Origin of the sequence: Methylicorpusculum oleiharenae, from assembly GCF_009828925.2 — a bacterium.
In the GTDB taxonomy this organism is placed as follows: domain Bacteria; phylum Pseudomonadota; class Gammaproteobacteria; order Methylococcales; family Methylomonadaceae; genus Methylicorpusculum; species Methylicorpusculum oleiharenae.
The window spans coordinates 1,093,384-1,119,798 of record NZ_WUTY02000001.1 but is presented as its reverse complement, the minus strand read 5'-3'; the positions used below and the strand labels follow the sequence as shown (position 1 = coordinate 1,119,798).

Below are 26,415 nucleotides of genomic sequence, written 5' to 3'. Positions count from 1 at the left end.
GAATCAAGGCATTCATCACTTATTCTGTTCTCAGCAAATCAGTTGCGGTTGCTTGATATCATCTATTAAAGCAAACCCAGGTCAGCACAGGGCAATTTGATAAAACTGAATCGTCTTTAGCAGCTGGCAAATACAAATGCCCCTGCTTATATTATGATTATGCCGGGTTAAGAAAATAACCCATTGATAAACATAACTAACAAAAATTAAAGGGGAAATTTATGTCAACACACTTCAAATCTTTAGCCACTTTTGGTGCCTTTGCTATTGCATCAAACCTTGCCTTTGCCGGCTGCGATGAGCTGCCTAATCAAGCCCAGCTAAAAAACGCCCTGGATGCGGCACAAAGTCAAAACAATGGCGGATTCGGTCTGGATATGTGGGCCACAATCGTCGACAGAGACGGCATTGTTTGCGCTGTTGCGATGACGGGTAATGACCGGGGGGATCAATGGCCCGGCAGCCGCGTTATTTCTGCGCAAAAAGCCAATACCGCCAATGCATTCAGTTTACCCGGTCTGGCACTGTCAACAGCCAATTTGTACACCGCAACTCAACCCGGCGGCTCTCTTTATGGCTTGCAACATAGCAATCCAGTTGATACTGCAGCGGCTTATGCCGGCCCATCAAGCAATTACGGATTGGAAAATGATCCTTTGGTGGGTAAAAAAATCGGCGGCGTTAATGTCTTTGGCGGTGGTTTGGCTTTGTATAAAAAAGAAGGCGACCAATTTACCGTCCTTGGCGCTTTGGGCGTCAGCGGCGACTCATCCTGCGCTGATCACAATATAGCCTGGCGTACACGCGAAGCGCTAGAGTTGAATCTTGTCCCCGGAGGGGTTGGACCTAATAACACAGATGGAATTGTTTACAAAAAATCCAGCGGTTGGGCACACCCGTCTTGCTCAAAAGAAGCAGAAATGGTCGCAAAAACCATCGGCGCCGGATAATCCTTAGCGAATCATCATAACCACCCCTGAAGCGCTGATTTTTTCAGCGCTTCTTTAAGACGCATGCCCGTTAAAACACCCCATCAATTGTTGCTGAACTCTTATTGAAAGAGTAATTTTGCCGCCATAAAAAAAATCAATAGCGAAAAATAACGCTTTAAATGTTTTGCCGGAAGTTTATACGCCCACCGGGCACCTAATCTGGCGGCGGGCATACTCAATACAACGATACCGACAAATGCGGGAAGATAAATGTAGCCCAGGCTCCATGTTGGCATTCCACCGACATTCCATCCCAATACCAGATAGCTTAATGCACCGGCAAATGCGATTGGAATGCCACACGCACTTGATATGGCAACAGCGTTACGCATCGGATAACGGCAACTGACCAAGTAAGGCACGGTTAAAGTACCTCCGCCAATTCCCACCAAAGACGAAACTAAACCGATGATCCAGGATATAACAAAATCAAGCACCCCGGATTTTTTGATAGTGCCTTGCTTGGGCTCAAGCTGAAAAGCCATCTGCATGCCAACCATTATCAGAAAAATAGCGTAAACCGTTTCCAGCCAATTCGAGACCAGACGTTCTGCGAGCATTGCTCCGCACAAAACTCCGATGACTATTCCGGGGACCATCTGTAACGCTTTGTTCCAATTCAATGTACCCAAGCGATGATGCGCCAAAGATGACGCTAGCGCTGTAAAAATGACGCTGGCTAACGAGGTTGCTACCGCTGTTATCATGATGATTTCTTGTTCAAACCCTTGATGTTTGAACACTATCAGCAACACAGGAACAATGATCAATCCGCCGCCAATACCTAATAGCCCGCCTAAAAATCCGGCTAAAACACCTGTCAACATGCTGATTACGATGATTTCTATCACTCTGACTCCTGAAATGATTTGTGCAATTTTGGCGAGCTCACGCTTCATCGTTATACTAGCCGGGAAATTCATAATATTCTTTTGTTGCGACAATCCAAATATGAAATACCCTTTCCAATTGAATGCATCCACATGAAAACCTTTTTAGTTGGCGGCGCTGTTCGCGATGAACTCTTGAACTTTCCTGTAAGTGAAAGGGATTGGGTCGTGCTGGGCGAAACACCCGAATCCATGCTGGAAATGGGCTTTATGACGGTAGGCAAGGATTTTCCCGTTTTTCTTCATCCCGTAACCCGCGACGAATACGCACTGGCCCGGACGGAAAGAAAGATTGGTCCCGGTTACAAAGGTTTTTGTATCCATGCTGATCCAGAGGTCTCATTGGAAGAAGACCTCATGCGCCGTGATTTAACAATCAACGCAATCGCTAAATCAGATACCGGTGAAATTATTGATCCATTTGGCGGCCGTCAAGATATTGAACGACGGATCTTTCGGCATATTTCACCGGCTTTTTGTGAAGATCCGGTCAGGATTCTGCGAATCGCCCGCTTTTCTGCTCGCTACGGTCATCTGGGCTTTAAAATCGCAGACGAAACGCTGCACCTAATGCAAACCATGGTAAAGAACGGCGAAGTTGACCATCTGGTTCCTGACCGGGTTTGGGCCGAGCTATACAAAGCACTCTGCGAAATAACACCCGCTCTATTTTTTGAGGTATTGAAAGATTGCCACGCTCTGCCGATCCTGTTTCCGGAGCTGAACGCGTTGTTTGGCGTGCCGCAGCCTGAACACTATCATCCCGAAATTGATACCGGCATCCATAGCCTGATGTGCCTGGAACAGGCTGCAAGTCTGACATCAAAACCAGAGGTTCGTTTTGCCGCCCTGATGCATGACCTGGGAAAAGGCATAACACCCAAGGATAAACTTCCCCATCATCATGGTCATGAAAACAGCGGACTTCCACTGCTGGAAAACTTATGCTTACGATTAAGAGTCCCTAATCCTTTTAAACATTTAGCTAAACACGTCATGCAGTATCACACACATTGCCACCGGGCTTTTGAATTGCGGCCTTCTACGCTGACCGATATGCTGCATAAACTTGGCGCGTTTAAGAACCCTGCTGGCTTAACCGATTTTTTATTGGCCTGTGAAGCCGATGCCAAAGGCAGGAAGGGTCTGGAAAACAGGCCTTATCCTCAATCGGCACATATCATGATGGCTGCGAAAGTGGGCGCTGCTGTCGATATTTCTGCACTATTAGCCGAGGGCTTGCAAGGGTCTCAAATCGGAGACGCGATACGTCAATTACGTATCAAAGCAATAAGTAATGTCTGCAAAAGGACATCTTGAATAATCAGATCCAAATACTTATAGTGTTGTTTTTTTGCTGAGCACCCTCTTTTATGCCTTCATTTGACATCGTTTCCGAATTTGATTCTCACGAGGCCACCAATGCGGTTGATCAAGCCAATCGAGAAGTCACCACCCGCTTTGATTTCAAAGGTTCCGGTGCTAACTATGCGTTAAAAGACGGACTGGTTACGATGAGCGCAAACTCCGAATTTCAATTACAGCAAATGCTGGACATCTTAAACATGAAACTGACCAAGCGAGGCATAGATATCAGCTGCCTGGATGTAGCCGAACCGAAGATCACCGGCCGGACAGCTCAACAAATTGTAACCTTGAAACAAGGTATTGAATCGGACTTAGCCAGAAATATTGTTAAATTGGTCAAGGATAAAAAATTAAAAGTCCAGGCCGCCATTCAAGGTGATAAGGTCCGTGTTACGGGCAAGAAGCTTGATGACTTACAGGAAGTTATCGCCATGCTCAAACAGGAAGAACTGGATATGCCGCTGCAGTTCAATAATTTTAGGGATTAATTCAATGGATCTTGAGATAGCGGGAATAAAGCCAATAGCCGGTCATCACCAGCGCCATCCATCCGGTAACTAATGGACCGATGACCCCGTCATAACTGCTGACCAGATAAAGGTAATCAGAATCCGGATTCACATTGAACAAGGATTTATTCATTTTTATCTGCCACACCCACGCGGTATGGCAACCAATAACCATTCCCAAACTGAAACCAAAAACGGCCCGGACAATTCCCAAAAATAGGCCAACCATGAGCAGCGCAAGAAATGCCTGGAGATTCTTCGGATCGATTACATTCAATAGCGCCTCGCCCAGCAGCATAAAACCGCCCGGGATACTAATGTCCTGATAGCTGACAACCGTGTGACTTTTTAAAAAATGCAACGATGCGTAATATGTCGAACTGATCAAAATGGCAGCCATCACCGGCATTTTTGTATTTAAACCGGATAACAGAACGCCCCTGAACAAGGGCTCTTCAATCAATGAAATCAGTAGTGCCAGCACTAAAGCAATGGCTGTTTTTTGTAGCAGACTACCCAGTGTCCATAGACGGTCTGTATCAAAAACATTAACATCCAATGCAAATAAGATTAGAAAAACGGGCAACAACGTGATTAATCCTAAACCCAAACCAATCAAAAGTTGATTAAAAAATGTTTTACTCCGGACAAAGCCCAACTCGCTCCAGCTCAGATTAAGATAATGTTTTATAGGAAAAATACTGATTATTAAAAAGACCTGCGTCACTTTACTCGTCAGTTTCGACAATAACAGCACATCGCCCAATACCAGTAAAATGCCATAACTGAAAACAATGGCTAATGAAGCTGTTGCCAATAAAATGCCCAACGGCATCAAAGAATAGAATAAATATTTCATGAACTGGGATTGTTGATTGCCGCAAAATCGCCCCATAGAGTCTGGATAGCTGCCAGCGCAGCCAAGGCGGCCGTTTCGGTTCGTAATATACGCAGGCCTAATTTAACAGGAATGAAGCCTGCCGATTTTGCCAAAAAACGTTCATGCTCGGCAAATCCGCCTTCAGGACCGGTCAACAACGTAACTCGATGCGCTTCCGGTTGCAAATTGCCCAATGAGTTTTCGGCAAAAGGATCCAGAAATAGCTTGAGTCCGGTTTGCATATTTAACCATTCGTCCAATTTCATAACCGGCGTTAACTGCGGCACAAAGGTTCTACCGCATTGCTCGGCAGCATGCCCGGCTATCTTTTGCCAATGCTTAAGACGTGTTTCTTCTTTATCGGCATTTAATTGCACAACGCAACGCTCTGTCAATATCGGAGACAACTCAGTTACCCCCAATTCAACGGCTTTCTGAACAGCAAAATCCATACGATCACCACGAGAAATTGCCAATCCCATAGCAATACACAGCGATGATTCCACATCCTTTGCCCGCCATTGATGGAGTTTAACTCTGACACTTTTCCGACTGACTTCACTCAGACTGCCAATATATTCGCCGCCTTGACCGTTAAATAAAATAATCTCGGCGTCCTGCTTAAGTCTTAGGACAGTTTTGACGTAGTGTGCCGCCTCATCATCCAATGCTATCGTTTGACCTTTTTCCAGTGAGTTAGCCACAAAGACTCTTGAAACTCTCATTCGACGTTCTCTCAACTATTGACTACCGGCAGGCAGGATAAAAAAATCACCGTTTTTTCGCTATAAAAAAAGGGGCTTACGCCCCTTTTTGCTAACTTGTTGTCGCTTCTCTTATGCACCAAAGCCCAGATTATCAAGAATAGCCAAAGTGGGATCAGCTTGATTCATCGTATAGAAATGTAAACCTGGCGCGCCATAATCAAGAAGCTGTTGACATAAACGCGTGACTATTTCATTGCCGAAAGCAATAATCGACGCCCTGTCATCACCAAAGCATTCCAATCCTTTGCGCATCCATCTTGGAATGTCGGCGCCGCACATATCCGAGAAACGAAACAACTGTGAGTAATTGGTAATCGGCATGATACCGGGAACTATCGGTAAATCTATGCCCAATTTTTCGCAGGCATCCACAAAATAAAAATAGGCTTCCACATTATAAAAGTATTGCGTGATGGCGGCATTAGCACCGGCATCAATTTTTCGTTTGAAATTACGCAAATCTTCAGTGGCGCTTTTTGCCTGAGGATGCACTTCCGGATAGGCTGCAACATGTATTTGAAACGCATTGCCGGTTTCAGTACGAATAAAATCTACCAGTTCGTTGGCATAGCGAAATTCACCTGCAGACATCATACCGGAAGGTATGTCGCCTCTCAATGCCACGATTTTTGTGATCCCTTTTTGCTGATAACTGGACAACATTTGCCGGATATTGTCTTTGGTTGAGGCCACACAAGACAAATGCGGAGCCGCTGAAACTCCCTGCTCCTGAATTTTGACTACGGTATCAAACGTTTTATCACGCGTAGACCCACCGGCGCCGAAAGTTACCGAAAAAAAATCCGGTTTCAATTTTGCCAGCTTCTGATGCACACCTTTTAAATTCAATGCCCCTTCTTCAGTTTTGGGCGGATAGAATTCGAAACTAAGCAGCTGCTGGTATTTTTTTTGTGTTTGCATCAGTCTGGTTATAGTAAGTCAGACAAAGGCAGCCCGATAAGGACTGCCTGCTTAAGTCTTAGTAGCGGTAATGTTCAGGCTTGAAAGGACCTTCAACCGGCACGTTGATGTACTTTGCTTGCTGATCGGTCAACTTGGTCAGTCGTACGCCTAATTGTTCCAGATGCAATGCTGCAACTTTTTCATCCAGTTGCTTGGGTAAGACATACACTTTTGTTTCATACAAATGTGCATTTTTCCATAATTCAATCTGCGCAAGCACCTGATTACAGAATGAGTTAGACATAACAAAGCTGGGATGACCTGTTGCGCAACCCAGGTTCACCAATCGCCCTTCGGCTAAAACGATCAGACGCTTGCCGTCAGGAAAAATCACATGGTCGACCTGGGGCTTAATATTTTCCCAAGTGTAATGACGCAATGCAGCGATTTCTATTTCCGCATCAAAATGGCCGATATTACACACGATAGCCTGATCTCTCATGGCTTTCATATGATCGTGAGTAATGACGCTGGCATTACCGGTCGCAGTCACAAAAATATTGGCAATAGGAGCAGCATCTTCCATGGTTACCACGCGGAAACCTTCCATTGCAGCTTGCAGTGCGCAAATCGGATCAATTTCGGTAATCCAGACTGTCGCCCCCAATCCACGCAGGGATTGCGCGCACCCTTTACCAACATCACCATAACCGCAAACTATTGCGATCTTTCCGGCAATCATCACATCGGTGGCACGCTTAATACCATCGACCAGGGATTCCCTGCATCCGTATAAGTTATCGAATTTGGATTTGGTGACTGAATCGTTGACATTGAAAGCAGGCACCTTAAGCGTGCCGTTGGCAACCATTTCATTCAGCCTGAGCACGCCGGTAGTGGTTTCTTCCGATAAACCTTTTACATCAGCCATTAATTCAGGGAATTTCTGATGCATCATTACCGTTAAATCGCCACCGTCATCCAGAATCATATTCGGACGCCAGCCATTAGGTCCTTCAATGGTCTGAACAATACACCATTCAGCTTCTTCTTCGGTTTCGCCTTTCCAGGCGAAAACAGGAACACCGCTTGCCGCTATTGCAGCGGCCGCATGGTCTTGGGTTGAGAAAATATTACATGACGACCATCTTACATCAGCACCTAATGCTGTTAATGTCTCGATCAGAACGGCGGTCTGAATCGTCATATGCAGACATCCGGCGATACGGGCACCTTTCAGTGGTTGTTCGGCACCAAATTCCTTTCTCAAAGCCATCAGGCCCGGCATTTCGGTTTCGGCAATATTGATTTCCTTCCTGCCCCATTCCGCTAATCCGATATCGGCAACTTTATAATCATGGTTATTCATTAGCTTATCCTGTGGCTTGTATTATAATTTTGCGGCATTTTTCAATGCGTCGACTTTGTCCGTTTTTTCCCAGCTGAAGCTCTCTTCAGTTCTGCCGAAATGCCCATAAGCCGCAGTTGTCTGATAAATAGGTTTTAACAAGTCCAACGCTGCAATCAGTCCTTTTGGCCTTAAGTCAAAATTGTCTCTTACAATCTGGACAAGCCGGTCTTCACTTATTTTTCCTGTACCAAAGGTTTCAACGCTGATAGAGGTCGGTTCAGCGACACCAATTGCGTAGGACACTTGAATCTCGCAGCGCTCAGCCAAACCTGCTGCAACGATATTTTTTGCGACGTATCGTGCCATATAAGCCGCAGAACGATCGACTTTGGATGGATCTTTACCAGAAAACGCGCCTCCACCGTGTCTCGCCATGCCGCCGTAGGTATCGACGATGATTTTCCGGCCGGTTAGGCCGCAGTCGCCAACGGGGCCGCCAATCACGAAATTCCCGGTGGGATTGATAAAATATTTTGTGTCTTTGTGTAACCAATCTTTAGGCAGTACCGGCAGAATAATCTCATCCATGACGGCTTCATGAATCTGTTTTGCGCCGATTTCGGGGGAATGCTGAGTCGACAAAACCACAGCATCAATCGCCACAGGCTTATTATTCTCGTAACGGAAGGTAATTTGACTTTTCGCATCCGGTCTCAGCCAAGGCAATGTTCGATTCTTCCGAACTTCGGCCTGTCTTTTCACCAGTAAATGAGAATAGGTAATCGGAGCCGGCATTAGTACGTCAGTCTCGTTGCTGGCATAACCGAACATCAAACCCTGATCACCGGCGCCTTGTTCATGATCTTCCTTTTCATCGACACCCATCGCAATATCGGAGGACTGTTTACCTATCGCATTGAGAACCGCACAACTTTGTCCATCAAAGCCAATATCACCATGATCATAGCCAATATCACACACGACCTTTCTAACCAACGCTTCAGTATCAACCCAGGCATCAGTCGTTATCTCACCGGCAAGAATGACCATACCTGTTTTAACCAGGGTTTCACAAGCGACTCTTGATTTAGGATCTTGTTTCAGCAATGCATCCAGAATCGCATCTGAAATTTGATCTGCCACTTTATCCGGATGACCTTCCGAAACCGATTCTGATGTAAAAATGAAATTATTGCTCACGGGCCTGCCTATTATCAAATTCTTAAAAAAACAAAAGGCTGCAGATGCAGCCTTTAATTCTGGTGGGCCCTGTAGGACTTGAACCTACGACCTGCCGATTATGAGTCGGACGCTCTAACCAACTGAGCTAAGGGCCCAAATACTTTTAATTATTCGCCATCAAGAAAACATCTCAGCTGTTCAGATCTTGAGGGATGCCTCAATTTTCTTAACGCTTTTGCTTCAATCTGACGAATTCTTTCACGAGTCACGTCAAACTGTTTACCAACTTCTTCTAAAGTGTGGTCGGTATTCATGTTAATACCAAACCGCATTCTTAAGACTTTGGCTTCTCTTGCTGTCAAACCAGCCAACACATTTTGTGTAGACTCTCTAAGACCGGCAATGGTGGCCGACTCGATTGGGGACAGTACTTTAGCATCTTCTATGAAATCTCCCAAGTGCGAATCTTCATCATCACCTATCGGAGTTTCCATTGAAATCGGTTCTTTCGCTATTTTCAATACCTTACGAACTTTGTCCTCTGGCATTTCCATACGCTCAGCCAACTCTTCAGGGGTCGCCTCCCGCCCTAATTCCTGCAGAATTTGCCTTGAAATACGGTTCAATTTGTTGATCGTTTCAATCATATGAACCGGTATGCGGATTGTTCTGGCCTGATCAGCAATCGATCTGGTTATCGCCTGTCTTATCCACCAGGTTGCATAGGTCGAAAATTTATAACCCCGACGGTATTCAAATTTATCAACTGCTTTCATTAAACCAATGTTTCCTTCCTGGATGAGATCCAAAAACTGAAGACCTCTGTTGGTATATTTTTTTGCAATAGAAATGACTAACCGTAAATTGGCCTCAATCATCTCTTTTTTGGCGCGCCGCGCTTTGGCTTCGCCGATTGACATCCGACGATTAATATCTTTGATGTCGCTGATCGACAAACCGTATTCAGCTTCTATTTCGGCCAATGTTGCCTGAGCTTTCTTGATATCCTTTTCTGCTGCCTTTAATATCTCTTTTCGGTCAGGTGAAGCTGATTTTATATAGTTACCGAACCATTCGGAACTGGCTTCACTGCCGAGAAAAGACTCAATAAATTCTTTTTTGGGCATACCTGCGCTATTGAGGCAAATTCCCATAATTATTTTTTCCTGCTCTCTGATGCGTGTTACCGCATTAGGAATAACAGCAGTCAATTTCTTTAAATAGTGCGGTGCCCATTTAAACTCTATAAAGCTCTCGGTCAGCGAATCAAAAGCCGGAATCACTTTTTCATGAGTGTAACCATAGGCATTGATTGCATTCGAAACAGCATCATATCGCTTCCTTAACTCTTCTACTTTTATTTTAACTTCTTCAAAGTCAATTCCTTTGATTTCATCTTCTTCGGCTTCTTCAGTAACACCGTCGTCATTTGCAGCAGCGCTACTCAACAGTTGCTCAGAAGGCTCGCTCAAATCAACAAAACCACTGATTAAATCGGACAAACGAGTACCACCTTCTTCATCCGTTATAGAATCGAAAGACGATAAAAAGCTCTCAACCACTTTGCATGACCGGGCAATCGCTCTAACAACTTGTTGCTGACCATCCTCAATCCGTTTGGCAATTTTCAGCTCTTCTTCCCGGCTTAACAATTCCACTGAACCCATCTCACGCATGTACATGCGGACCGGATCAGTTGTTCGCCCGAACTCACTATCAACCGACGCTAGAGCCGCAACTTCCTCATCGTCATCTTCATCATCGGTTACCGCACTGTCAGTGATCAATGAGTCGTCGTCAGGCGCAACCTCGTACACCTGTATCCCCATATCATTGATCATGCCAATGATATCTTCTATTTGCTCTGGATCGACTATGTCACTAGGCAAATGATCATTCACTTCGGCATAAGTCAGGTAGCCCTGCGCTTTGCCTTTAGTTATCAATTGTTTTAATTGGGATTGCTGCTGTTCTTGGTTCATCTTTTACTCACAGAAAACATCCAGCTCAACACCGCTGAACCGATAATTATAATACAACTAAATCCTTATGTTAAGCTTACATTGCTAATTTGAGCTGGAGAGTAATTTTTTTAGCAACGTTCGCTCGCTCTCATCCAATCCTTCGCTTTGCTCCTTATCAATCAATTTTTCAATCCGGATCGTTCTGGATCCACTTACTATTGCTTTAATCGCACCCAAAAATTCGGCTTTTACCCCATCCTCAGGGACCAATAATTCCATCGTGGCCAGCTTATTGACGAGCTTTTCATCAGGATGCCCTCTTAGCTGCTCCAAAAGAACGGACGCATTGGGCGGATTCTGCCTGAGAATAACGGACATAATTTCTCGAAAAATCTCGCAACCTGGAAAATCCAAATGACTCCAATCCATATCCTCCTGCTCTAGCAAATCCGCTAATTCTGGATTTTGCACCAGCAAGGCCAGCGCGACCCTTGCCGGCGAAGTGCGCATTACTTGTCCTGTGCCTTTTCTCGGTCGACCGAAATTCAGTTTAGCTTTTTTTGATAAAACATCCAGCGAGCCCATACCCGACATTGTTTCCAGCTTGGCAAACATCATTTCCCTGAACACCCCATAAGGCAACAACTCTAGATATCGCTTGGCTTTTTCGACCAGTTGCGCTCGGCCTTCAACTGTCCCCAACCCCAAATCAGCAGTCAATTGCCCGAAAAAATAATCCGACAAGGTTGCCGCGCCAGCCATCCTTTGCTCGAACTTATCAACGCCTTCCTCACGCACCAACGAATCAGGATCATGCTGATGCGGCAACAGCATCATTTTCACTATCCGACCGTCCTTGACACTGGAAAATACCGACTCCATGGCGCGCCATGCGGCTTGCCTCCCTGCCGAATCACCATCTAGGCAAAACACAATTTCTTTGGAAAAGCGAAATAAAAGATCAACATGCGCCTTGGAAATGGCCGTACCGAGCGCTGCAACTGCGTAATTAATACCAAATTGAGCCAAAGCAACCACATCCATGTAACCTTCGACTATCAATATGCGCTCCGGCTTTTGCTTGGCATTTAATAGCTCATATAGACCATAAACTTCATTACTTTTACTAAATAGGGACGTTTCAGGCGAATTCAAGTATTTGGGCAATGTATCATCTAAAACCCGCGCACCGAAGCCAACCACATTGCCCCGTTTATTTCTGATGGGAAACATGATTCGCCCGCGAAAACGATCATACGACCCACCCCCATCCCGAGCAACCAGCATACCTGTTTCGAGGAGATCCTTCGTATCGTATCGGCCTGACAATGAATTCCAGTCACCAGGAGCATAGCCCAACATAAACGACTTGGCGATTTCGCCGCTGACTCCCCGAACCTTAAGGTATTCAACCGCTTTCTTTGCTTCGGGATTCTGTTTCAGTTGCTCGGCATAAAAAGCAGCCACACTGCCCATCAGATTATAGAGATGACTGATATCTTTTTTTTCTGGCTGCTCAATGCCGACATCCTTTTCTCTTTGCACTTCGATGCCCGCGAATGCGGCAAGATCTTCAACCGCCTCCACAAAGTCAAGGTGATTGTAATCCATCAGAAAAGTTATCGCGTTACCGCTGGCGCCACAGCCGAAACAGTGGAAGAACTGTTTTTTGGCACTGACTGAAAAGCTGGGTGTTTTTTCTGTATGAAAGGGACAGCGAGCAACATAGTTGCTCCCCGTTTTTTTTAGAGGCACACGAGAGTCAATCAAATCAACGATATCAACCCGCGCCAGAAGGTCATTTATAAACGAGGAAGGTATCCTACCCGACATCATTCACCTTATATCTCGAATGAGTTAAGAGGCTTTCCCTGAATAAACAGACACAAATACCGCATGATCTTTGCCCAACTGCCACTGTAACAATATGGAATTCCATAAAGCATACAAACCATTTTCGAACCGCAAAAGACCGGCTTTTCAGCTTGGCAAATTGTGTATATGTTATGTGGAACTCCGCCTGAGGTAAGAATGGCGGAACTATCCCGCCAAGACACTTTTTATTTTTATACTTACCTGAGCCATATCTGCACGTCCCTGCATCTTCTCCTTAAGAGCATTCATCACTTTACCCATATCTTTAATAGATACCGCTCCTTGTGCTTCGACTTCCTCTCGAATCATTAAATCGATCTCTTCGTCTGTCAAGGCCTGAGGCAAATAGTCTTGTATGACTACAATTTCGGCCTCTTCAATTTCAGCAAGATCAATTCTTTCTGCGGCACGAAATTGTCGAATTGACTCTCTTCTCTGCTTGACCATCTTGTCCAGCACAAGAATAACCTGCTCATCATCCAATTCTATTCTTTCATCAACTTCGCGCTGCTTAATTGCAGCCATAATCAAGCGTATCACGCCTAGCTTAACTTTGGCTCCGCTTTTCATAGCGGCCTTCATATCTTCCCTGATCCGGTCTTTTAATAAATCCATCTAGCCTGCTCCCGCAAAAGATTAAATTTGTGGGCGTCCGCGACGCAAGTTTTTCAGTGCATAACGCTCACGAGCCAATTTTTTCAAATGTCTTTTTATCGCTGCTGCACCTTTGCGTTTTCGCTCGGCAGTGGGTTTTTCATAGAATTCACGACGACGCACTTCAGACAAAACGCCTGCTTTTTCACACGCACGCTTAAAGCGGCGGATTGCGATGTCAAATGGTTCGTTTTCTTTTACTTTAACTGACGGCATTTTACTAACCTGTATAATAATATCGAAAAATAAGACCCCTAAAGAGTCTCTGACACAAGGAAACTCTCAATTATACATTTTTTATTAATTATTTCAAAAATATGTACACTCTAGGCATAGAAACATCCTGTGACGAAACTGCCGTTGCAATTTATCATTCGAAATTAGGCCTTTGTCATCACCTTGTTTACAGCCAGGTTGAGATGCATAGCGAGTACGGGGGCGTTGTTCCGGAACTGGCTTCCAGGGACCACATTAGAAAGTTGATACCTTTGATAAACCAATGCCTGAATGAGGCAAACCTGGATAAACATGACATCAACGGCATTGCCTATACGGCCGGACCAGGACTCATGGGATCGCTGCTTGTGGGTGCAACCACCGCTCGCAGTCTGGCATGGAGCCTGGACATCCCTGCTATTGCTATTCACCATATGGAAGCACATCTTTTAGCTCCCTTACTGGAAAAAGACCCGCCCGATTTTCCTTTTTTGGCATTACTGATTTCAGGCGGACATACCCTGCTGGTAGCCGTTAAAAGCTTGGGTAACTATGTGTTATTGGGTGAGTCCCTGGATGATGCGGCAGGAGAAGCTTTCGACAAGACGGCTAAAATGCTGGGCCTGCCCTATCCAGGCGGTCCCCGACTAGCCAAATTGGCAGAGCAAGGCCAGCCTGTTTATAGCTTTCCCAGACCTATGACCGATAGGCCAGGCCTGGATTTTAGCTTTAGCGGATTAAAAACATTCACGATGAATACCTTACTCAGCACATCTCAAACAGGACAGGATAAAGCCAACATTGCTTTTGCTTTTCAAAAAGCCGTAGCCGGAACCTTAAGCATCAAGTGCAAACGCGCACTCCAACAGACCCAGCTGAAAAAGCTGGTTGTTGCCGGCGGCGTTAGTGCTAATGCCACTATTCGCGATGAACTCACGGCAATGGCAAAAAAAGAAAATGCTGCCATTTATTTCCCCCGGTTTGAGTTTTGTACCGACAATGCAGCCATGGTAGCCTACGCAGGCTGCCAAAGGTTTTTAGCGGACCAACACGACGACTTATGCATTCAGGCCAGGCCTCGCTGGCCTATCAACGAATTGCCCGGAGTGGACAATAAAACGTCAAGCTTCTTGCCCGGCTAACAGTCTTTGGATATTACTTTTATGACGCCAAAGCAAAATAATTGTCATCACTAGAGCGGCTAACAACAGATATATTTCTTTGGTAAGGTACCAGGTTACGATAGGAGAAATGGTTGAGGCAACTAATGCTGACAAAGAGGAAATTTTTGAAATCTTGTAAATGGAAAACCAGATTGCCATAAAAATCAAACCTAACCACCATGAAAAACCGAGCAGCACACCTATTGATGTTGCCACCCCTTTTCCCCCTTTAAAACCAAAAAAAACAGGGTACAAATGGCCTAAAAATGCAGCCAGCCCGGTCATTGCCAAAATCTCTGGAGATACATTCAACAGATTTGCAAAATAGACCGGCAGCAAACCTTTCAACAAATCGCCGAGCAAGGTAATGGCCGCTGCTTTTTTACCCCCTATCCGCATCACATTAGTTGCACCTGGATTGCCCGATCCTTGATCACGTGGATCCGGCAAACCCATTAGCTTGCAGACCAAAATCGCACTCGAAATCGAACCCGCCAAATAAGCTAATGGAATAAATGACCATTCAAACATTGTTTACCTCTCGACAACGCCAAACTTGTAACCCAGAGTCAATTCCCTGATACTTACCTTTTTTAAAGCGCACATGATAACCGGAAAAGACAATGGATATTATTTTTTTAGGCGGGCTGGAAATACAAACAATCATTGGCATTTATGACTGGGAAAGAACCACAAAACAGACAGTGGTTCTTGATATTGAAATGGCCTTCGACATAAAAAAAGCGGCTGAAACCGATGACATTAGCTATACGCTCGATTACAAAACCGTATCGAAACGCGTGATCGCTTTCGTCGAATCAAGCCAGTTTTTTTTGGTCGAAAAATTAACTGAGGAGATAGCTCAGCTAATTCTGAACGAGTTTAATATCAGCCGGGTTAAAATCACGCTGAATAAAAAAGGCGCTATTCGTGGCGCTAATGACGTTGGCATAATTATCGAACGAGGACATCAATAACATGGCTCTTTGCTTCATAAGCATTGGCAGCAACATTGATAAGGATATCAATATCCCCTCCAGCCTACATGCGCTAAAACAACTGTTCGGTGAATTACTGATTTCCAGTGTTTACCAATCCAAGGCCGTGGGCTTTGAAGGCGAGGATTTTTACAATTTGATTGTCGGTTTCAATACAAACCTGGATGTAAACAGCGTCGCTCAGCGTCTCAGAGAGATTGAATTAAATCACGGCCGATGCCGAGATAGTAAAAAATTCTCGGCAAGAACGCTGGATCTCGATCTTGTTCTTTATGATGACTTGATACTTAATGATGGCCGCCTGCAAATCCCTCGCGCTGAAATCGAGGACTATGCTTTTGTGTTGGAACCGCTTGCCGAAATTGCGCCTGACCTCCGTCACCCTATCAGTCATCGTACTTATGCTGAAATATGGGATAGCTTTGATAAACGCCGCATTGATCAACAGAAAGTCATACCTGAATGGTTAAACACTGTTTAAAACCAATAAAGTTCGCTTAGCAAGACAGCGTCCGCCCTCCATCAATCTTGATCTCCTGCCCTGTAATATAATCAGCATCTTGAATAAGGAATTTCACTGCCCGTGCAATATCTTCCGGCTTCCCGCAATGACCCAGTGGAATTTTTTCTATAATGTTCTTTTGCTCGGCTTCGGTACTGTCGTATTCAGGCCATAATATCGCTCCGGGAGAAACGGTGTTGACTCTGACTTCAGGGCCGCACTCTTTAGCCAGCACCTTGGTCATAGCAACTAATCCCGCCTTAGCAATGCTGTATACAGGATAACCCTCCAGGCCACGCTCAGCATGTATGTCTGCAATATTGACAATGCAGCCCTGGCGGCAGCGAAGCTCCGGCAGCAAAGCCTTGGCCAGGAAAAAAGGCGCTTTCAAATTTGTGCCCAGCAAATCCTCCCAAGCGCTCTCAGTCACCGAATCCAAAGGTGTGGGATAAAAAGACGATGCATTGTTTACCAACACATCCAGCTTCCCCCACACGGCTACCGCCTCCTTGGCCAAAGCATCAATAGCTTGCATATCCAATAAATTACCGGACAAAGCCACTGCAGAGTCGGGACGAAGATCATTCAGTTCAGCACAAAGGTTTCGCGCATCATCACCCGAAGACCTATAATGCAAAATCATATTAAAGCCCTGTTGATGTAACAACCGGCAACAGACTGCTCCTATTCTCCTGGCCGCACCGGTAATCAGCACAATTTTTTGCATAAGCCTATGAACCCCATAAAAAATTCTTTTATTTTAATCTGCCTGCTGCTGACTGCTTGCGCACACTTTCAGTTGACTTCTATAAGTCTGCCGAGAAATGCCACTATTCTGGCTTTTGGGGACAATCTGACCTACGGCACAACACTTACCGACCCGAATGCTTACCCGAATATTCTTAGCGAGCTCACTCTGCTTCCAGTAATCAATGGCGGTAAAACTAAAGAACTGACTCGCGATGCAATTGCCAGACTCATCGAATTGCTGGATCAGCAGCACCCCGATCTTGTTATTCTGGCTCACGGAGGCAGTGACATGCAGAATAATATTCAGCATGAAGAAACGATAACTAACCTGGAAGCAATGATCATCGAGATCAAAAATCGCAATATCAAAGTGTTGCTTCTCGGACTGCCTTCTCATCCTCAAAGCGGTTTCAGCGCATCGTTCTATCAGCAACTCGCGACTCGCCAGAATGTGCCCGTCGAATTGGACTTAGTACCTGATTTGATGAAGGACCCGGCGCTGACCGCCGATACCTTGCGCCTCAACGAAACAGGTAACGAAAAGCTGGCAGAATCACTGCATAATTTGATTTTTATATCGGAAGAATAAATGTGAAGTTGTTTGACTAAATAATCACTCATCTTCCCCGGTCGTGGTTTGCAAGTCGTTATCATGTTTGCGTACGAATAAACGCGAGAACAATAGGCCTACTTCAAACAACATCCACATTGGAATAGCCAATAAGGTCTGTGATATTGCATCGGGTGGTGTCAGCAACATCCCGATAATAAAAGCCCCAACAATCACATAAGGACGCTTTTCGGCTAAATCAGCCGGCGATGTCAAACCTGTCCAAACCAGAACTATGGTGAATATCGGCACTTCAAAGCAAATGCCGAAAGCAAAAAACAGGGTTAGCACAAAATCCAGGTATTTACTGATATCCGTCATTACCGCAACCCCTTCCGGTGCTGCGGCCGTTAAAAACCCGAAAATCAACGGAAAAACGACGAAATAGGCAAAAGCCACGCCCAAGTAAAACAGAAATGTGCTCGCAACAAGCAGCGGCAGGATCATTTTCCGTTCGTTCTTATACAACCCCGGCGCCACAAAAGCCCAGAATTGATACAGGATAATAGGCACTGCTATGAATACCGAAAGAACCAACGCCAGCTTAAACGGAGTGAAAAAAGGGGATGCGACATCAATCGCAATCATCGTGCTATTTTCTGGCAAATGCTTTAACAGCGGTCCGGCCAGATAACTGTATATCTGATTTGCATAGGTCGCTAAACCCAGAAACACAACCAGAACAGAAAGAACGACTTTTAAAATCCGATTTCGTAGCTCGATTAAATGCGAGATGAAAGGCAGTTCTTCTTGATGATCAAAAGTATGTTTACTCATCGACAGGCTTTGTTTTTCCGCTCAATTGTTTGGGAACGGAATCAATTGATTCTTTCAGGTTTTGGGAAGCCTGTTTGACTTCTGAAATAGTTTCGTTCAGATCTTCAAGTGACGCATGTTCCCGCAAGGTTTGCCGAATCTCTTCAGCCTGTAATTCTTCTTTGATTTCAGCCTTGACAGCCGCGACCATACTGCGTGTTTTACCCAGCCAGTAGCCTGCAATCCGCGCAGCCTTGGGGAGTCGTTCAGGCCCAATCACTAGCAGACTGACCAAACCCACCATGCAAATTTCCCAAAAACCAACGTCAAACATAATGTTGTCTAAACTTTTTTGTCATCTTTTGATTCGACATGACTGACGATATCGTCTTCGTCATCTTTATCCGGCAGGTTTTTTCCAGCCTCTCCATCTTTCATGGCTGAACGAAAACCCTTGATGGCGCCGCCCAGATCTGAACCGATATTGCGCAGTCTTTTTGTGCCGAACAACACAATGACGATAACTAAAACTATGAGTAATTGAGTAACACTGATGCCCATTTTGACTCCGAATTGGCTTATGCCGAAATGATGTTAATTTTTTTTGCGTTTTGCTTTTTCCTCTAATCCGGATAAACCAAAGCGCCGCTGTAATTCTTGCAGGACCTGCTCCGGCCCCAGACCTTGTTGAGCCAGCAACACCATGCAATGGAACCACAAGTCTGCTGTTTCATAAATAATTTGCTCTTTATCACCGTTTTTAGCGGCAATAACCGTTTCTGTAGCCTCTTCACCAATTTTTTTTAAAATACTGTCCAAACCTTTTGCATAGAGGCTGGCAACATAAGATTTTTCTTCCGTCGCCTGTTTGCGCTGTTCCAGTATATCGGCTAATTGTTGCAAAACATCATTCATGATTGTATATCGCTTTAGGGTCTTTTAGTACCGGATCAACAGCCTGCCATTGACCATCGACCAGTTTTCTGTAAAAACAGCTGTGCCGCCCGGTATGACAGGCGATACCGTCGTGCTGATCAACGGCTAATAAAATAACATCTTCATCACAGTCCAGGTAAAGTGAAATGACTTTCTGTCTGTGCCCGGATTCTTCGCCTTTGCGCCAAAGCCGGTTTCTTGACCGGGACCAATAGACCGCATAGCCTTCCTCGACCGTCAATGCCAGCGACTCACGATTCATCCAGGCAAACATTAACACTTTTCCGGTATCGGCCTGCTGGGCGATGACCGGTATCAGACCTTCGCTGGTCCAGCGTATTTCATCCAACCAATCGCCTGTCACTATAAACGCACCTCAATGCCGCGTGATGCCATATGTTGCTTGGCTTCAAGCACACTGTGTTCAGCAAAATGAAAAATACTGGCTGCCAAAACCGCATCGGCTTTACCTTCCATAATGCCTTCAGCAAGATGCTCCAGATTACCCACTCCGCCTGAAGCGATGACCGGAACAGAAACCGCTTCACTGATAGCACGAGTCAAGATCAGATCAAATCCCTCACGCGTGCCATCTCTGTCCATACTGGTCAATAAAATTTCACCCGCGCCATAATCAACCATTTTCTTTGCCCATTCAACCGCATCGATACCGGTTCCTTTTCGGCCTCCATGAGTAAAAATCTCCCACCGGTTGGCTTCGTGTAGACCACTGACTTTTTTCGCATCTATTGCAACAACAATGCATTGTGATCCGAATCGTTGCGCAGCCTGCCTGACGAAATCCGGATTGAATACCGCTGCACTGTTAATACCAACCTTATCAGCACCTGCATTCAACATGCGCCGGATATCGTCCAGGGTTCTTATGCCCCCACCCACGGTCAAAGGAATAAATACTTCACTGGCTACTTGTTCGACGACATGAACAATCGTTTCCCTGTTATCGTGAGTGGCCGTTATATCGAGAAAGGTCAGTTCGTCTGCGCCCTCACGGTCATAACGTCTCGCAATTTCAACAGGATCACCGGCATCTCTGATATCGACAAACTTTACACCTTTGACCACTCGGCCATTATCAACATCCAGACAAGGTATGACGCGTTTTGCTAAGCCCATAACTAATCGAATGTCTCGGCTAACAGTGCAGCGGAGGCAAAATCAAGAGTTCCTTCATATATTGCCCGGCCGGTTATGGCACCCATGATTCCATCACTGACATATTTGCCCAGCTCTTGAATGTCCCTGATATCCGTGATACCGCCTGAAGCAATAACTGGAATGTTGATTGACCTGGCTAATTTTGCGGTGGCTTCTACATTGACACCGTTCATCATGCCGTCCCTTGTAATATCGGTGTAGACAATGGCCTCGACACCGTCTGCCTCAAATTTTTGAGCCAAATCAATCACATCATGATGCGATAATTTGGACCAACCATCAATCGCCACTTTTCCTTCTTTTGCATCCAGACCGACAATAATATGACCGGGAAACTCAATCGCAACATCTTTTACAAAATGCGGCGCGCTGACCGCTTTAGTTCCTATAATCACGTATTGAACACCTGCATCGAGATAGCTTTGAATCGTATCCTCATCGCGGATACCGCCCCCGATTTGAATAGGAAGTTCCGGATAAGCCTGGACTATACGATGGATGACAGCCGCATTTTTTGGTTTTCCGGCAAATGCGCCGTCCAAATCAACCAAATGAATCCGCTTGGCTCCGGCTTCCACCCATTTACCGGCAACAGCTACCGGATCATCTGAAAAAACCGTATCTTCGTCCATCCTGCCCTGCCGCAAGCGTACGCATTTTCCTTCTTTTAAGTCAATTGCAGGTATCAGCAACATAATAATAGCTTCCTAAAGATCTTACTGAATGCCGGAAAGGTGACCGGACAAAACTTAGGTTAAACACGCCCATCCCAATGTAAAAAATTGCGCAGAAGCTGAAGACCTGCCGTCTGGCTTTTTTCGGGATGAAATTGAACCGCGAATATATTTTCGCGCGCTAAAGCACAGGCAAACGCCTCTGGGTAATCGGCCGTGGCCGAGATCACTGATTTATCATCAGGGACCGTAAAATAGCTATGGACAAAATAAAAACGACTCGCCTGACTGATGTTTTCCCATAATGGATGGACATTAAAATGGACTTGATTCCAGCCCATATGCGGCACTTTTAATGTGTTTCCATCCTGGTCTTTTAAGTGCTCAGGAAAACGGACGACATGTCCGGCAATCAAATTTAAACCTTGCGTCTTGAGTTCGCAGTTTTGATCCGAATCACCGCTGCTTTCCTCACTATCGGTCAGCAATGCCTGCATGCCGAGACAAATTCCCAGAAAAGGTTTATCGCCTGCAACTGTTTTTATGATCTCGGTAAGACCGTTTTCCTGTAATGCATGAATGCAATCGCCGATTGCACCCACACCGGGAAAGACAATGCGATCCGCATCAAGAATGGTCTGATGATTATTCGTGATACTGATATCAATTTGGGAATCTGCATGTTGCAGAGCTTTAGCGATGGAATGCAAATTACCCATTCCATAATCAATGACAGCGACTGAAGACATAATAGTGTGAAATTAAAGAACGCCTTTGGTAGAAGGCATAATGCCCGCCATACGTGGATCTAAATCTACGGCCATACGGACGGCGCGTCCCATTGCTTTGAATATGGTCTCAGCAACATGGTGTGCATTGACCCCTTTCAAATTATCGATATGCAAGGTAACACCCGCATGATTAACAAATCCCTGAAAGAATTCCCGGAAAAGATCAACATCAAAACGGCTAACGCTGGCTCTGGGAAATTTGACATCATAAACGAGGCCGGGGCGGCCTGAAAAATCGATCACAACCCGGGATAATGCTTCATCCAGAGGAACATAAGCATGTCCATAGCGATAAATGCCTTTTTTGTCACTCAGCGCGGCAGCAAAAGCCTGGCCCAGCGTGATGCCGATATCTTCGACAGTATGATGATCGTCAATATGCAAATCGCCTTTTGCTTCAATGGTCATATCAATCAGGCCATGTCTGGCAATCTGATCCAGCATGTGTTCTAGAAAAGGAATACCCGTTGAAAAGGATGAATTTCCTGTTCCATCTAAATTAATCTTAACTTTTATTTGCGTTTCAAGCGTGTTGCGCTCGATTTCCGCGGTGCGTGATTCCATAACAACTATAGACTAAAGGTTAATCCAAACATTCTACTATGAAAGTTTCTAGATGCTGTCTATTATGTTGAGAGTATGCACAACAAACTTTTTCAATTCTCTGCTGTACAACTCTTATCATTATTTGTATTTAGTTTTTGAAATTATTCAGCGTAGGTTACGATTGGCGACAGCCAACCCAACATTTCAAAACCATGGTCTCAAAAGTTGAGTTGCGAAATGAACGCAACCCAAACCACGCTAAACAATTACCAATAATTTAAAATACCAGACCGCATTTTTATACGCCTGAACGTGATACCCGCTTTCTATCATTTTCGGTCAGTAGCCTTTTGCGCAACCTGATCGATTTGGGTGTTACTTCCACCAACTCATCTTCATCGATAAATTCCAAAGCTTGTTCTAGCGTAAATTTTTGAATCGGGCTTAATGTCAACGCCTCGTCGCTTCCGGATGCTCGCATATTCGTCAACTGCTTGGCCTTGGTAGGATTGACCACCAAATCGTTAGCTCGCGAATGTATGCCCACTAACATTCCCTCGTAAACTTCATCACCGTGTACCAGGAATAAATCGCCACGTTCCTGTAAGTTAAACAAACCGAACGAGACGGCTTTTCCTTGCAGCATTGAGATTAGCACGCCACGTTGACGTTTGCCCACTGTTCCCGGTCTGAGCGGCCCATAATTTTCAAACACATGATAAAGAAGGCCTGATCCTGACGTTGCGGTCAAAAATTCGGATTGAAAACCGATCAAGCCTCTTGAAGGCACAATATATTCCAAACGGACCCGGCCTTTACCATCCGGCACCATATTCTGTAAATCGCCTTTGCGGTCACCCATTTTTTCCATAATGGTGCCTTGATGAATTTCTTCCACCTCAATGGTCACCATTTCAAACGGCTCACATTTTACGCCATCGATCTCCTTGATGATGACTTCCGGCCTGGAAACTCCCAGCTCAAATCCCTCACGTCGCATATTTTCTATCAATACGGACAAATGCAATTCGCCGCGACCGGATACTTTGAATTTATCGGGATCCTCTGTATCCTCTACACGCAGCGCCACATTATGCTGCAGTTCTTTTTCCAGGCGCTCGCGAATCTGCCTTGAGGTGACATACTTACCTTCTCTACCGGCAAACGGTGAATTATTGACTTGAAACGTCATGGTCACGGTAGGCTCATCCACAGACAGTGGCGTCATAGCCTCTACCGCATCAGGATGGCACAAGGTTTCCGAAATTTCCAGCTTGTCAATTCCGGTAAACGCGATAATGTCGCCAGCTCTTGCTTCAGGCACTTCCACTCGTTCTAAACCGTGAAACCCGAATATTTGCAAAATACGTCCTTTGCGCGTCACGCCTTCGCGATTGATCAATGTCAGTGACATATTTGACTTAACAGCGCCACGCTGAATCCGGCCAATGCCGATAACGCCCACATAGGAATTGTAATCCAGACTGGAAACCTGCATTTGGAAAGGACCTTCCAAATCAACATTAGGCGGACTGACTTTATCAACAATCGTCTGGAATAAGGGCGTCATATCACCTTCGGTAGCAGTAGATTCCAAACTTGCATAACCGTTCAAGGCTGAAGCATAGATAATAGGAAAATCCAATTGTTCATCAGTTGCACCCAAACGATCAAATAAATCAAAGGTTTGATCAACAACCCAGTCAGGACGAGCGCCGGGGCGATCAATTTTATTGATTACCACGATAGGCTTCAATCCCAATGCAAATGCCTTTTGCGTCACAAAACGCGTTTGCGGCATAGGACCATCCACGGCATCGACCAAAAGCAGGACCGAGTCTACCATTGAGAGTACCCGTTCAACTTCACCGCCAAAGTCGGCATGGCCCGGGGTGTCCACAATATTGATGTGATATCCCTCCCAATCAATTGCGGTATTTTTCGCCAGAATCGTAATTCCGCGCTCTCTCTCAAGATCGTTAGAGTCCATCATCCGCTCAGAAATCTTTTCATGGTCTTTGAAAGTCCCCGATTGTTGCAGTAACTTATCTACCAGGGTTGTTTTGCCATGGTCTACGTGAGCAATGATTGCAATATTTCTTAATTGTTGGATCACTTAAAATGTACTCTAGTATTGTGTTGATTAAAATATGATTTTTTAAAGGCATTAGCTCAGCTATTCCTTTGTGTGTTAATGCCTGTTTATTGGTCTTGACTATTCAAACAGTTTTTTGCCTCAATCTAAAGACTTAAGCTGTTTCCGCCCTATAAATTGAGCTTCATTTCTAAGACCTTGTGAAGTATCGCCAATACGCTGATTATCCCGGTAATACAGCACATCTAACGGCGCAAAAAGCTTGAGTAATTCTGTATTTTCCAACAGAAAATCTCGATTCGATGGACCCTTCTCATTCACCTTGGTAAGAGTAAATGTTTGATAAAAGAGCAAACCTCCCGGCACTAAGCTCGCTATTATCGCATCACACAGAGTCCGGTCAAGAAACCTTGAGACTACTATGACATGAAAACGGGAGGGTACAAAACATTCTGCACCGATAAAACATTGTCGCACAGAAACGTTAAGCTTTTTTGACCCGGCATACTGTTTTAATTTAGCCAGTGCGACACCCGAGCAATCCCACGCTTCTGTAATCAGTCCCTGCGCTGCCAGAAAACAGGCATTTCCGCCCAGTCCGCACGCCAAATCCAAAGCCAAGCCTTCACCGGGTAACAAATAACTATTTTCGGCTAATACTGCACAGGGTTGAGCATTGACAGGATCACTATCAGCATAGGTACGATCCCATTTGACAGCTACTGACTCCACGTTCTATTGCCTTCAATACCTATTCGATGAGGTAGCCAATCTTGAAGAAAGTCCAAAAATCGCCGCACTTTTGCCGACAAATATTTACGATGGGGGTAAATGACATGAATTTCCAGGGGATCCAATCCATATTCTTCAAGGACCGGTTTTAATTTACCTTTTTCAATATCTCGGCCAACAATATATTTGGGCAGCATGACCAACCCAAGGCCTTGAATTGCCCCAACCCGAATCGGGTCTGCCACGTTTGACTGGATTCGCCCGGAAACCTTAACCATAAAGTCGCCATAAGCACCTTTAAATCGCCATTGGTCTCTTGGGGGTATGGCCCAGTTGATCAGGCAGCTATGCTCGGCCAAATCTTCCGGTGATTTTGGTTCTCCATGTTTTTCAAAATAAGCCGGTGAACCACAGATCACCAAAGGCGAACTGGCAAGTTTCCTGGCAATCATGCTGGTATCTTCCACGCCACCTAAATGTATTGCCATATCGATGCCTTCATCAATCAGATCACCTATATTCCCCTGTAAAATCATTTCTACCGATAAATCGGGATGCAATTTAAGAAACTCAGCGATAGCCGGTGCGATTTGAGTTGCACCAATGACCTGTGGCGCACTTATTTTAAGTAATCCTCGGGGCTCAGTCTGCAAATGTGTCACCGCAGCTTCCATTTCTTCGACTTCCTCAAGCACCTGCTGGCAACGCTCCAAATAAGAACCGCCTACTTCAGTCAAACTTAGACTGCGCGTTGTTCTATTGAATAAGCGTGTACCTAAATGGCCTTCCAATTGCATAATATGTTTTGTCGCCATAGCTCTGGAAATTCCCAGATCCCGAGCACCACCCGCAAAACTTCCTGCTTTTGCTACTTTTACGAAAACAGTCATGCTCGTTAGCTTATCCAAATTCCACTCCTAAATTTAAAGATCAGTCCAGCCAAAGTTTAATTTCTGCGGCTAGCAATTCAGACTAAACCTCTCAGCGGCACACAAATTTTAAACCTTTAAGCTTAAACCGTTTCAAGTTAACAAAAACCATAAAAACTTATTGACATTATGGTTTATTTAATCACAAGAAACAATCCATTTATCTTTTGGACTATTGTAAGCAAATTATATGTCTGTATAGT

General features: G+C 45.1%; 31 protein-coding genes and 1 tRNA gene. 7 read left to right on the top strand and 25 right to left on the bottom strand.

Annotated elements, in window-relative coordinates:
• Window positions 1-221: 221 nt before the first annotated feature.
• Entirely contained in the window at window positions 222-950 is a 729-nt protein-coding gene (locus GO003_RS05295) for a GlcG/HbpS family heme-binding protein (RefSeq protein WP_159656775.1), read from the top strand.
• A gap of 101 nt (window positions 951-1,051) precedes the next feature.
• On the opposite strand, the gene GO003_RS05290 is transcribed toward GO003_RS05295, so the two are convergent.
• Window positions 1,052-1,891 (bottom strand): sulfite exporter TauE/SafE family protein, encoded by an 840-nt coding sequence (locus tag GO003_RS05290; RefSeq protein ID WP_231088831.1) that lies wholly within the window; start codon window positions 1,889-1,891, stop codon window positions 1,052-1,054.
• 84 nt (window positions 1,892-1,975) lie between these two features.
• Between GO003_RS05290 and GO003_RS05285 the strand changes: the two genes are divergently transcribed.
• Together GO003_RS05285 and GO003_RS05280 are read left to right on the top strand one after the other, a co-directional pair.
• Window positions 1,976-3,202 carry a multifunctional CCA addition/repair protein gene (locus GO003_RS05285; protein ID WP_159656778.1) on the top strand — a complete coding sequence of 409 codons (1,227 nt, stop codon included), beginning with the start codon at window positions 1,976-1,978 and terminating at the stop codon, window positions 3,200-3,202.
• Window positions 3,203-3,255: 53 nt separating this feature from the next.
• A complete protein-coding gene (locus tag GO003_RS05280) occupies window positions 3,256-3,738 on the top strand; it encodes a YajQ family cyclic di-GMP-binding protein (protein WP_159656780.1) in 483 nt (160 codons plus the stop codon).
• Window position 3,739: 1 nt separating this feature from the next.
• Here GO003_RS05280 and GO003_RS05275 read toward each other — a convergent pair whose 3' ends face one another.
• The 10 genes from GO003_RS05275 to rpsU all read right to left on the bottom strand — a co-directional run bounded on the left by GO003_RS05275 (window position 3,740) and on the right by rpsU (window position 13,551).
• Window positions 3,740-4,618: a CPBP family intramembrane glutamic endopeptidase gene (locus GO003_RS05275; RefSeq protein WP_159656782.1), complete on the bottom strand. Its 879-nt coding sequence runs from the start codon at window positions 4,616-4,618 to the stop codon at window positions 3,740-3,742.
• Complete coding sequence (locus GO003_RS05270) at window positions 4,615-5,364, bottom strand: 16S rRNA (uracil(1498)-N(3))-methyltransferase (protein ID WP_159656784.1); 750 nt, start codon at window positions 5,362-5,364, stop codon at window positions 4,615-4,617. Before GO003_RS05270 ends, GO003_RS05275 begins: the two co-directional genes overlap by 4 nt.
• 111 nt (window positions 5,365-5,475) lie before the next feature.
• On the bottom strand, window positions 5,476-6,327 hold the full coding sequence (gene metF / locus GO003_RS05265; protein WP_159656786.1) for a methylenetetrahydrofolate reductase [NAD(P)H]: 852 nt from the start codon (window positions 6,325-6,327) through the stop codon (window positions 5,476-5,478).
• Between the two features lie 58 nt (window positions 6,328-6,385).
• Window positions 6,386-7,678, bottom strand: coding sequence for an adenosylhomocysteinase (gene ahcY, locus GO003_RS05260; RefSeq protein ID WP_159656788.1), 1,293 nt, complete (start codon window positions 7,676-7,678; stop codon window positions 6,386-6,388).
• Window positions 7,679-7,699: 21 nt separating this feature from the next.
• A complete protein-coding gene (metK, locus tag GO003_RS05255) occupies window positions 7,700-8,860 on the bottom strand; it encodes a methionine adenosyltransferase (protein WP_159656790.1) in 1,161 nt (386 codons plus the stop codon).
• A gap of 60 nt (window positions 8,861-8,920) precedes the next feature.
• Window positions 8,921-8,997: transfer RNA gene (locus tag GO003_RS05250), tRNA-Ile, on the bottom strand.
• A gap of 12 nt (window positions 8,998-9,009) precedes the next feature.
• On the bottom strand, window positions 9,010-10,824 hold the full coding sequence (rpoD, locus tag GO003_RS05245) for an RNA polymerase sigma factor RpoD (protein WP_159656792.1): 1,815 nt from the start codon (window positions 10,822-10,824) through the stop codon (window positions 9,010-9,012).
• 84 nt (window positions 10,825-10,908) lie between these two features.
• Window positions 10,909-12,642, bottom strand: coding sequence for a DNA primase (gene dnaG, locus GO003_RS05240; protein WP_331001620.1), 1,734 nt, complete (start codon window positions 12,640-12,642; stop codon window positions 10,909-10,911).
• A gap of 204 nt (window positions 12,643-12,846) precedes the next feature.
• Window positions 12,847-13,296, bottom strand: coding sequence for a GatB/YqeY domain-containing protein (locus GO003_RS05235; protein WP_159656794.1), 450 nt, complete (start codon window positions 13,294-13,296; stop codon window positions 12,847-12,849).
• Between the two features lie 21 nt (window positions 13,297-13,317).
• Window positions 13,318-13,551 (bottom strand): 30S ribosomal protein S21, encoded by a 234-nt coding sequence (gene rpsU, locus GO003_RS05230; protein WP_125217524.1) that lies wholly within the window; start codon window positions 13,549-13,551, stop codon window positions 13,318-13,320.
• A 101-nt stretch (window positions 13,552-13,652) separates the two neighbouring features.
• Here rpsU and tsaD point away from each other — a divergent pair, with 101 nt between their 5' ends.
• Complete coding sequence (gene tsaD / locus GO003_RS05225; protein WP_159656796.1) at window positions 13,653-14,693, top strand: tRNA (adenosine(37)-N6)-threonylcarbamoyltransferase complex transferase subunit TsaD; 1,041 nt, start codon at window positions 13,653-13,655, stop codon at window positions 14,691-14,693.
• On the opposite strand, the gene plsY is transcribed toward tsaD, so the two are convergent.
• The gene (gene plsY / locus GO003_RS05220) at window positions 14,673-15,245 is read right to left on the bottom strand and encodes a glycerol-3-phosphate 1-O-acyltransferase PlsY (protein WP_159656798.1); all 573 of its coding nucleotides are present in this window, start codon (window positions 15,243-15,245) and stop codon (window positions 14,673-14,675) included. The two genes, tsaD and plsY, sit on opposite strands and share 21 nt — an antisense overlap.
• A 92-nt stretch (window positions 15,246-15,337) precedes the next feature.
• Between plsY and folB the strand changes: the two genes are divergently transcribed.
• Together folB and folK are read left to right on the top strand one after the other, a co-directional pair.
• The gene (gene folB / locus GO003_RS05215) at window positions 15,338-15,691 is read left to right on the top strand and encodes a dihydroneopterin aldolase (RefSeq protein ID WP_159656800.1); all 354 of its coding nucleotides are present in this window, start codon (window positions 15,338-15,340) and stop codon (window positions 15,689-15,691) included.
• 1 nt (window position 15,692) lies between these two features.
• Window positions 15,693-16,193: a 2-amino-4-hydroxy-6-hydroxymethyldihydropteridine diphosphokinase gene (folK, locus tag GO003_RS05210; protein ID WP_159656802.1), complete on the top strand. Its 501-nt coding sequence runs from the start codon at window positions 15,693-15,695 to the stop codon at window positions 16,191-16,193.
• Between the two features lie 16 nt (window positions 16,194-16,209).
• Here folK and GO003_RS05205 read toward each other — a convergent pair whose 3' ends face one another.
• The gene (locus GO003_RS05205) at window positions 16,210-16,941 is read right to left on the bottom strand and encodes a pteridine reductase (protein ID WP_159656804.1); all 732 of its coding nucleotides are present in this window, start codon (window positions 16,939-16,941) and stop codon (window positions 16,210-16,212) included.
• Between the two features lie 6 nt (window positions 16,942-16,947).
• Between GO003_RS05205 and GO003_RS05200 the strand changes: the two genes are divergently transcribed.
• On the top strand, window positions 16,948-17,553 hold the full coding sequence (locus tag GO003_RS05200; protein WP_159656806.1) for a GDSL-type esterase/lipase family protein: 606 nt from the start codon (window positions 16,948-16,950) through the stop codon (window positions 17,551-17,553).
• Between the two features lie 24 nt (window positions 17,554-17,577).
• Here GO003_RS05200 and tatC read toward each other — a convergent pair whose 3' ends face one another.
• The 12 genes from tatC to GO003_RS05140 all read right to left on the bottom strand — a co-directional run bounded on the left by tatC (window position 17,578) and on the right by GO003_RS05140 (window position 26,191).
• On the bottom strand, window positions 17,578-18,351 hold the full coding sequence (gene tatC / locus GO003_RS05195) for a twin-arginine translocase subunit TatC (RefSeq protein ID WP_231088830.1): 774 nt from the start codon (window positions 18,349-18,351) through the stop codon (window positions 17,578-17,580).
• Window positions 18,344-18,664 (bottom strand): Sec-independent protein translocase protein TatB, encoded by a 321-nt coding sequence (gene tatB, locus GO003_RS05190; RefSeq protein ID WP_159658645.1) that lies wholly within the window; start codon window positions 18,662-18,664, stop codon window positions 18,344-18,346. Before tatB ends, tatC begins: the two co-directional genes overlap by 8 nt.
• Window positions 18,665-18,672: 8 nt before the next feature.
• A complete protein-coding gene (gene tatA / locus GO003_RS05185; protein ID WP_159658646.1) occupies window positions 18,673-18,891 on the bottom strand; it encodes a Sec-independent protein translocase subunit TatA in 219 nt (72 codons plus the stop codon).
• A 33-nt stretch (window positions 18,892-18,924) separates the two neighbouring features.
• Window positions 18,925-19,245: a phosphoribosyl-ATP diphosphatase gene (locus tag GO003_RS05180; RefSeq protein ID WP_159658647.1), complete on the bottom strand. Its 321-nt coding sequence runs from the start codon at window positions 19,243-19,245 to the stop codon at window positions 18,925-18,927.
• Window positions 19,238-19,630 (bottom strand): phosphoribosyl-AMP cyclohydrolase, encoded by a 393-nt coding sequence (gene hisI / locus GO003_RS05175; RefSeq protein WP_159658648.1) that lies wholly within the window; start codon window positions 19,628-19,630, stop codon window positions 19,238-19,240. Before hisI ends, GO003_RS05180 begins: the two co-directional genes overlap by 8 nt.
• The gene (gene hisF, locus GO003_RS05170) at window positions 19,630-20,403 is read right to left on the bottom strand and encodes an imidazole glycerol phosphate synthase subunit HisF (protein WP_159655695.1); all 774 of its coding nucleotides are present in this window, start codon (window positions 20,401-20,403) and stop codon (window positions 19,630-19,632) included. Before hisF ends, hisI begins: the two co-directional genes overlap by 1 nt.
• Window positions 20,404-20,405: 2 nt before the next feature.
• A complete protein-coding gene (hisA, locus tag GO003_RS05165) occupies window positions 20,406-21,140 on the bottom strand; it encodes a 1-(5-phosphoribosyl)-5-[(5-phosphoribosylamino)methylideneamino]imidazole-4-carboxamide isomerase (protein WP_159655693.1) in 735 nt (244 codons plus the stop codon).
• 59 nt (window positions 21,141-21,199) lie between these two features.
• Window positions 21,200-21,868 (bottom strand): imidazole glycerol phosphate synthase subunit HisH, encoded by a 669-nt coding sequence (hisH, locus tag GO003_RS05160; RefSeq protein WP_159655691.1) that lies wholly within the window; start codon window positions 21,866-21,868, stop codon window positions 21,200-21,202.
• A 12-nt stretch (window positions 21,869-21,880) separates the two neighbouring features.
• The gene (gene hisB / locus GO003_RS05155) at window positions 21,881-22,474 is read right to left on the bottom strand and encodes an imidazoleglycerol-phosphate dehydratase HisB (protein WP_159655689.1); all 594 of its coding nucleotides are present in this window, start codon (window positions 22,472-22,474) and stop codon (window positions 21,881-21,883) included.
• Window positions 22,475-22,754: 280 nt separating this feature from the next.
• Window positions 22,755-24,572, bottom strand: a complete 1,818-nt coding sequence (gene typA, locus GO003_RS05150) for a translational GTPase TypA (protein WP_159655687.1) — start codon at window positions 24,570-24,572, stop codon at window positions 22,755-22,757.
• Between the two features lie 120 nt (window positions 24,573-24,692).
• Window positions 24,693-25,283 carry a class I SAM-dependent methyltransferase gene (locus GO003_RS05145; protein WP_159655685.1) on the bottom strand — a complete coding sequence of 197 codons (591 nt, stop codon included), beginning with the start codon at window positions 25,281-25,283 and terminating at the stop codon, window positions 24,693-24,695.
• On the bottom strand, window positions 25,271-26,191 hold the full coding sequence (locus GO003_RS05140) for a LysR family transcriptional regulator (protein ID WP_159655683.1): 921 nt from the start codon (window positions 26,189-26,191) through the stop codon (window positions 25,271-25,273). Before GO003_RS05140 ends, GO003_RS05145 begins: the two co-directional genes overlap by 13 nt.
• Window positions 26,192-26,415 lie beyond the last annotated feature (224 nt).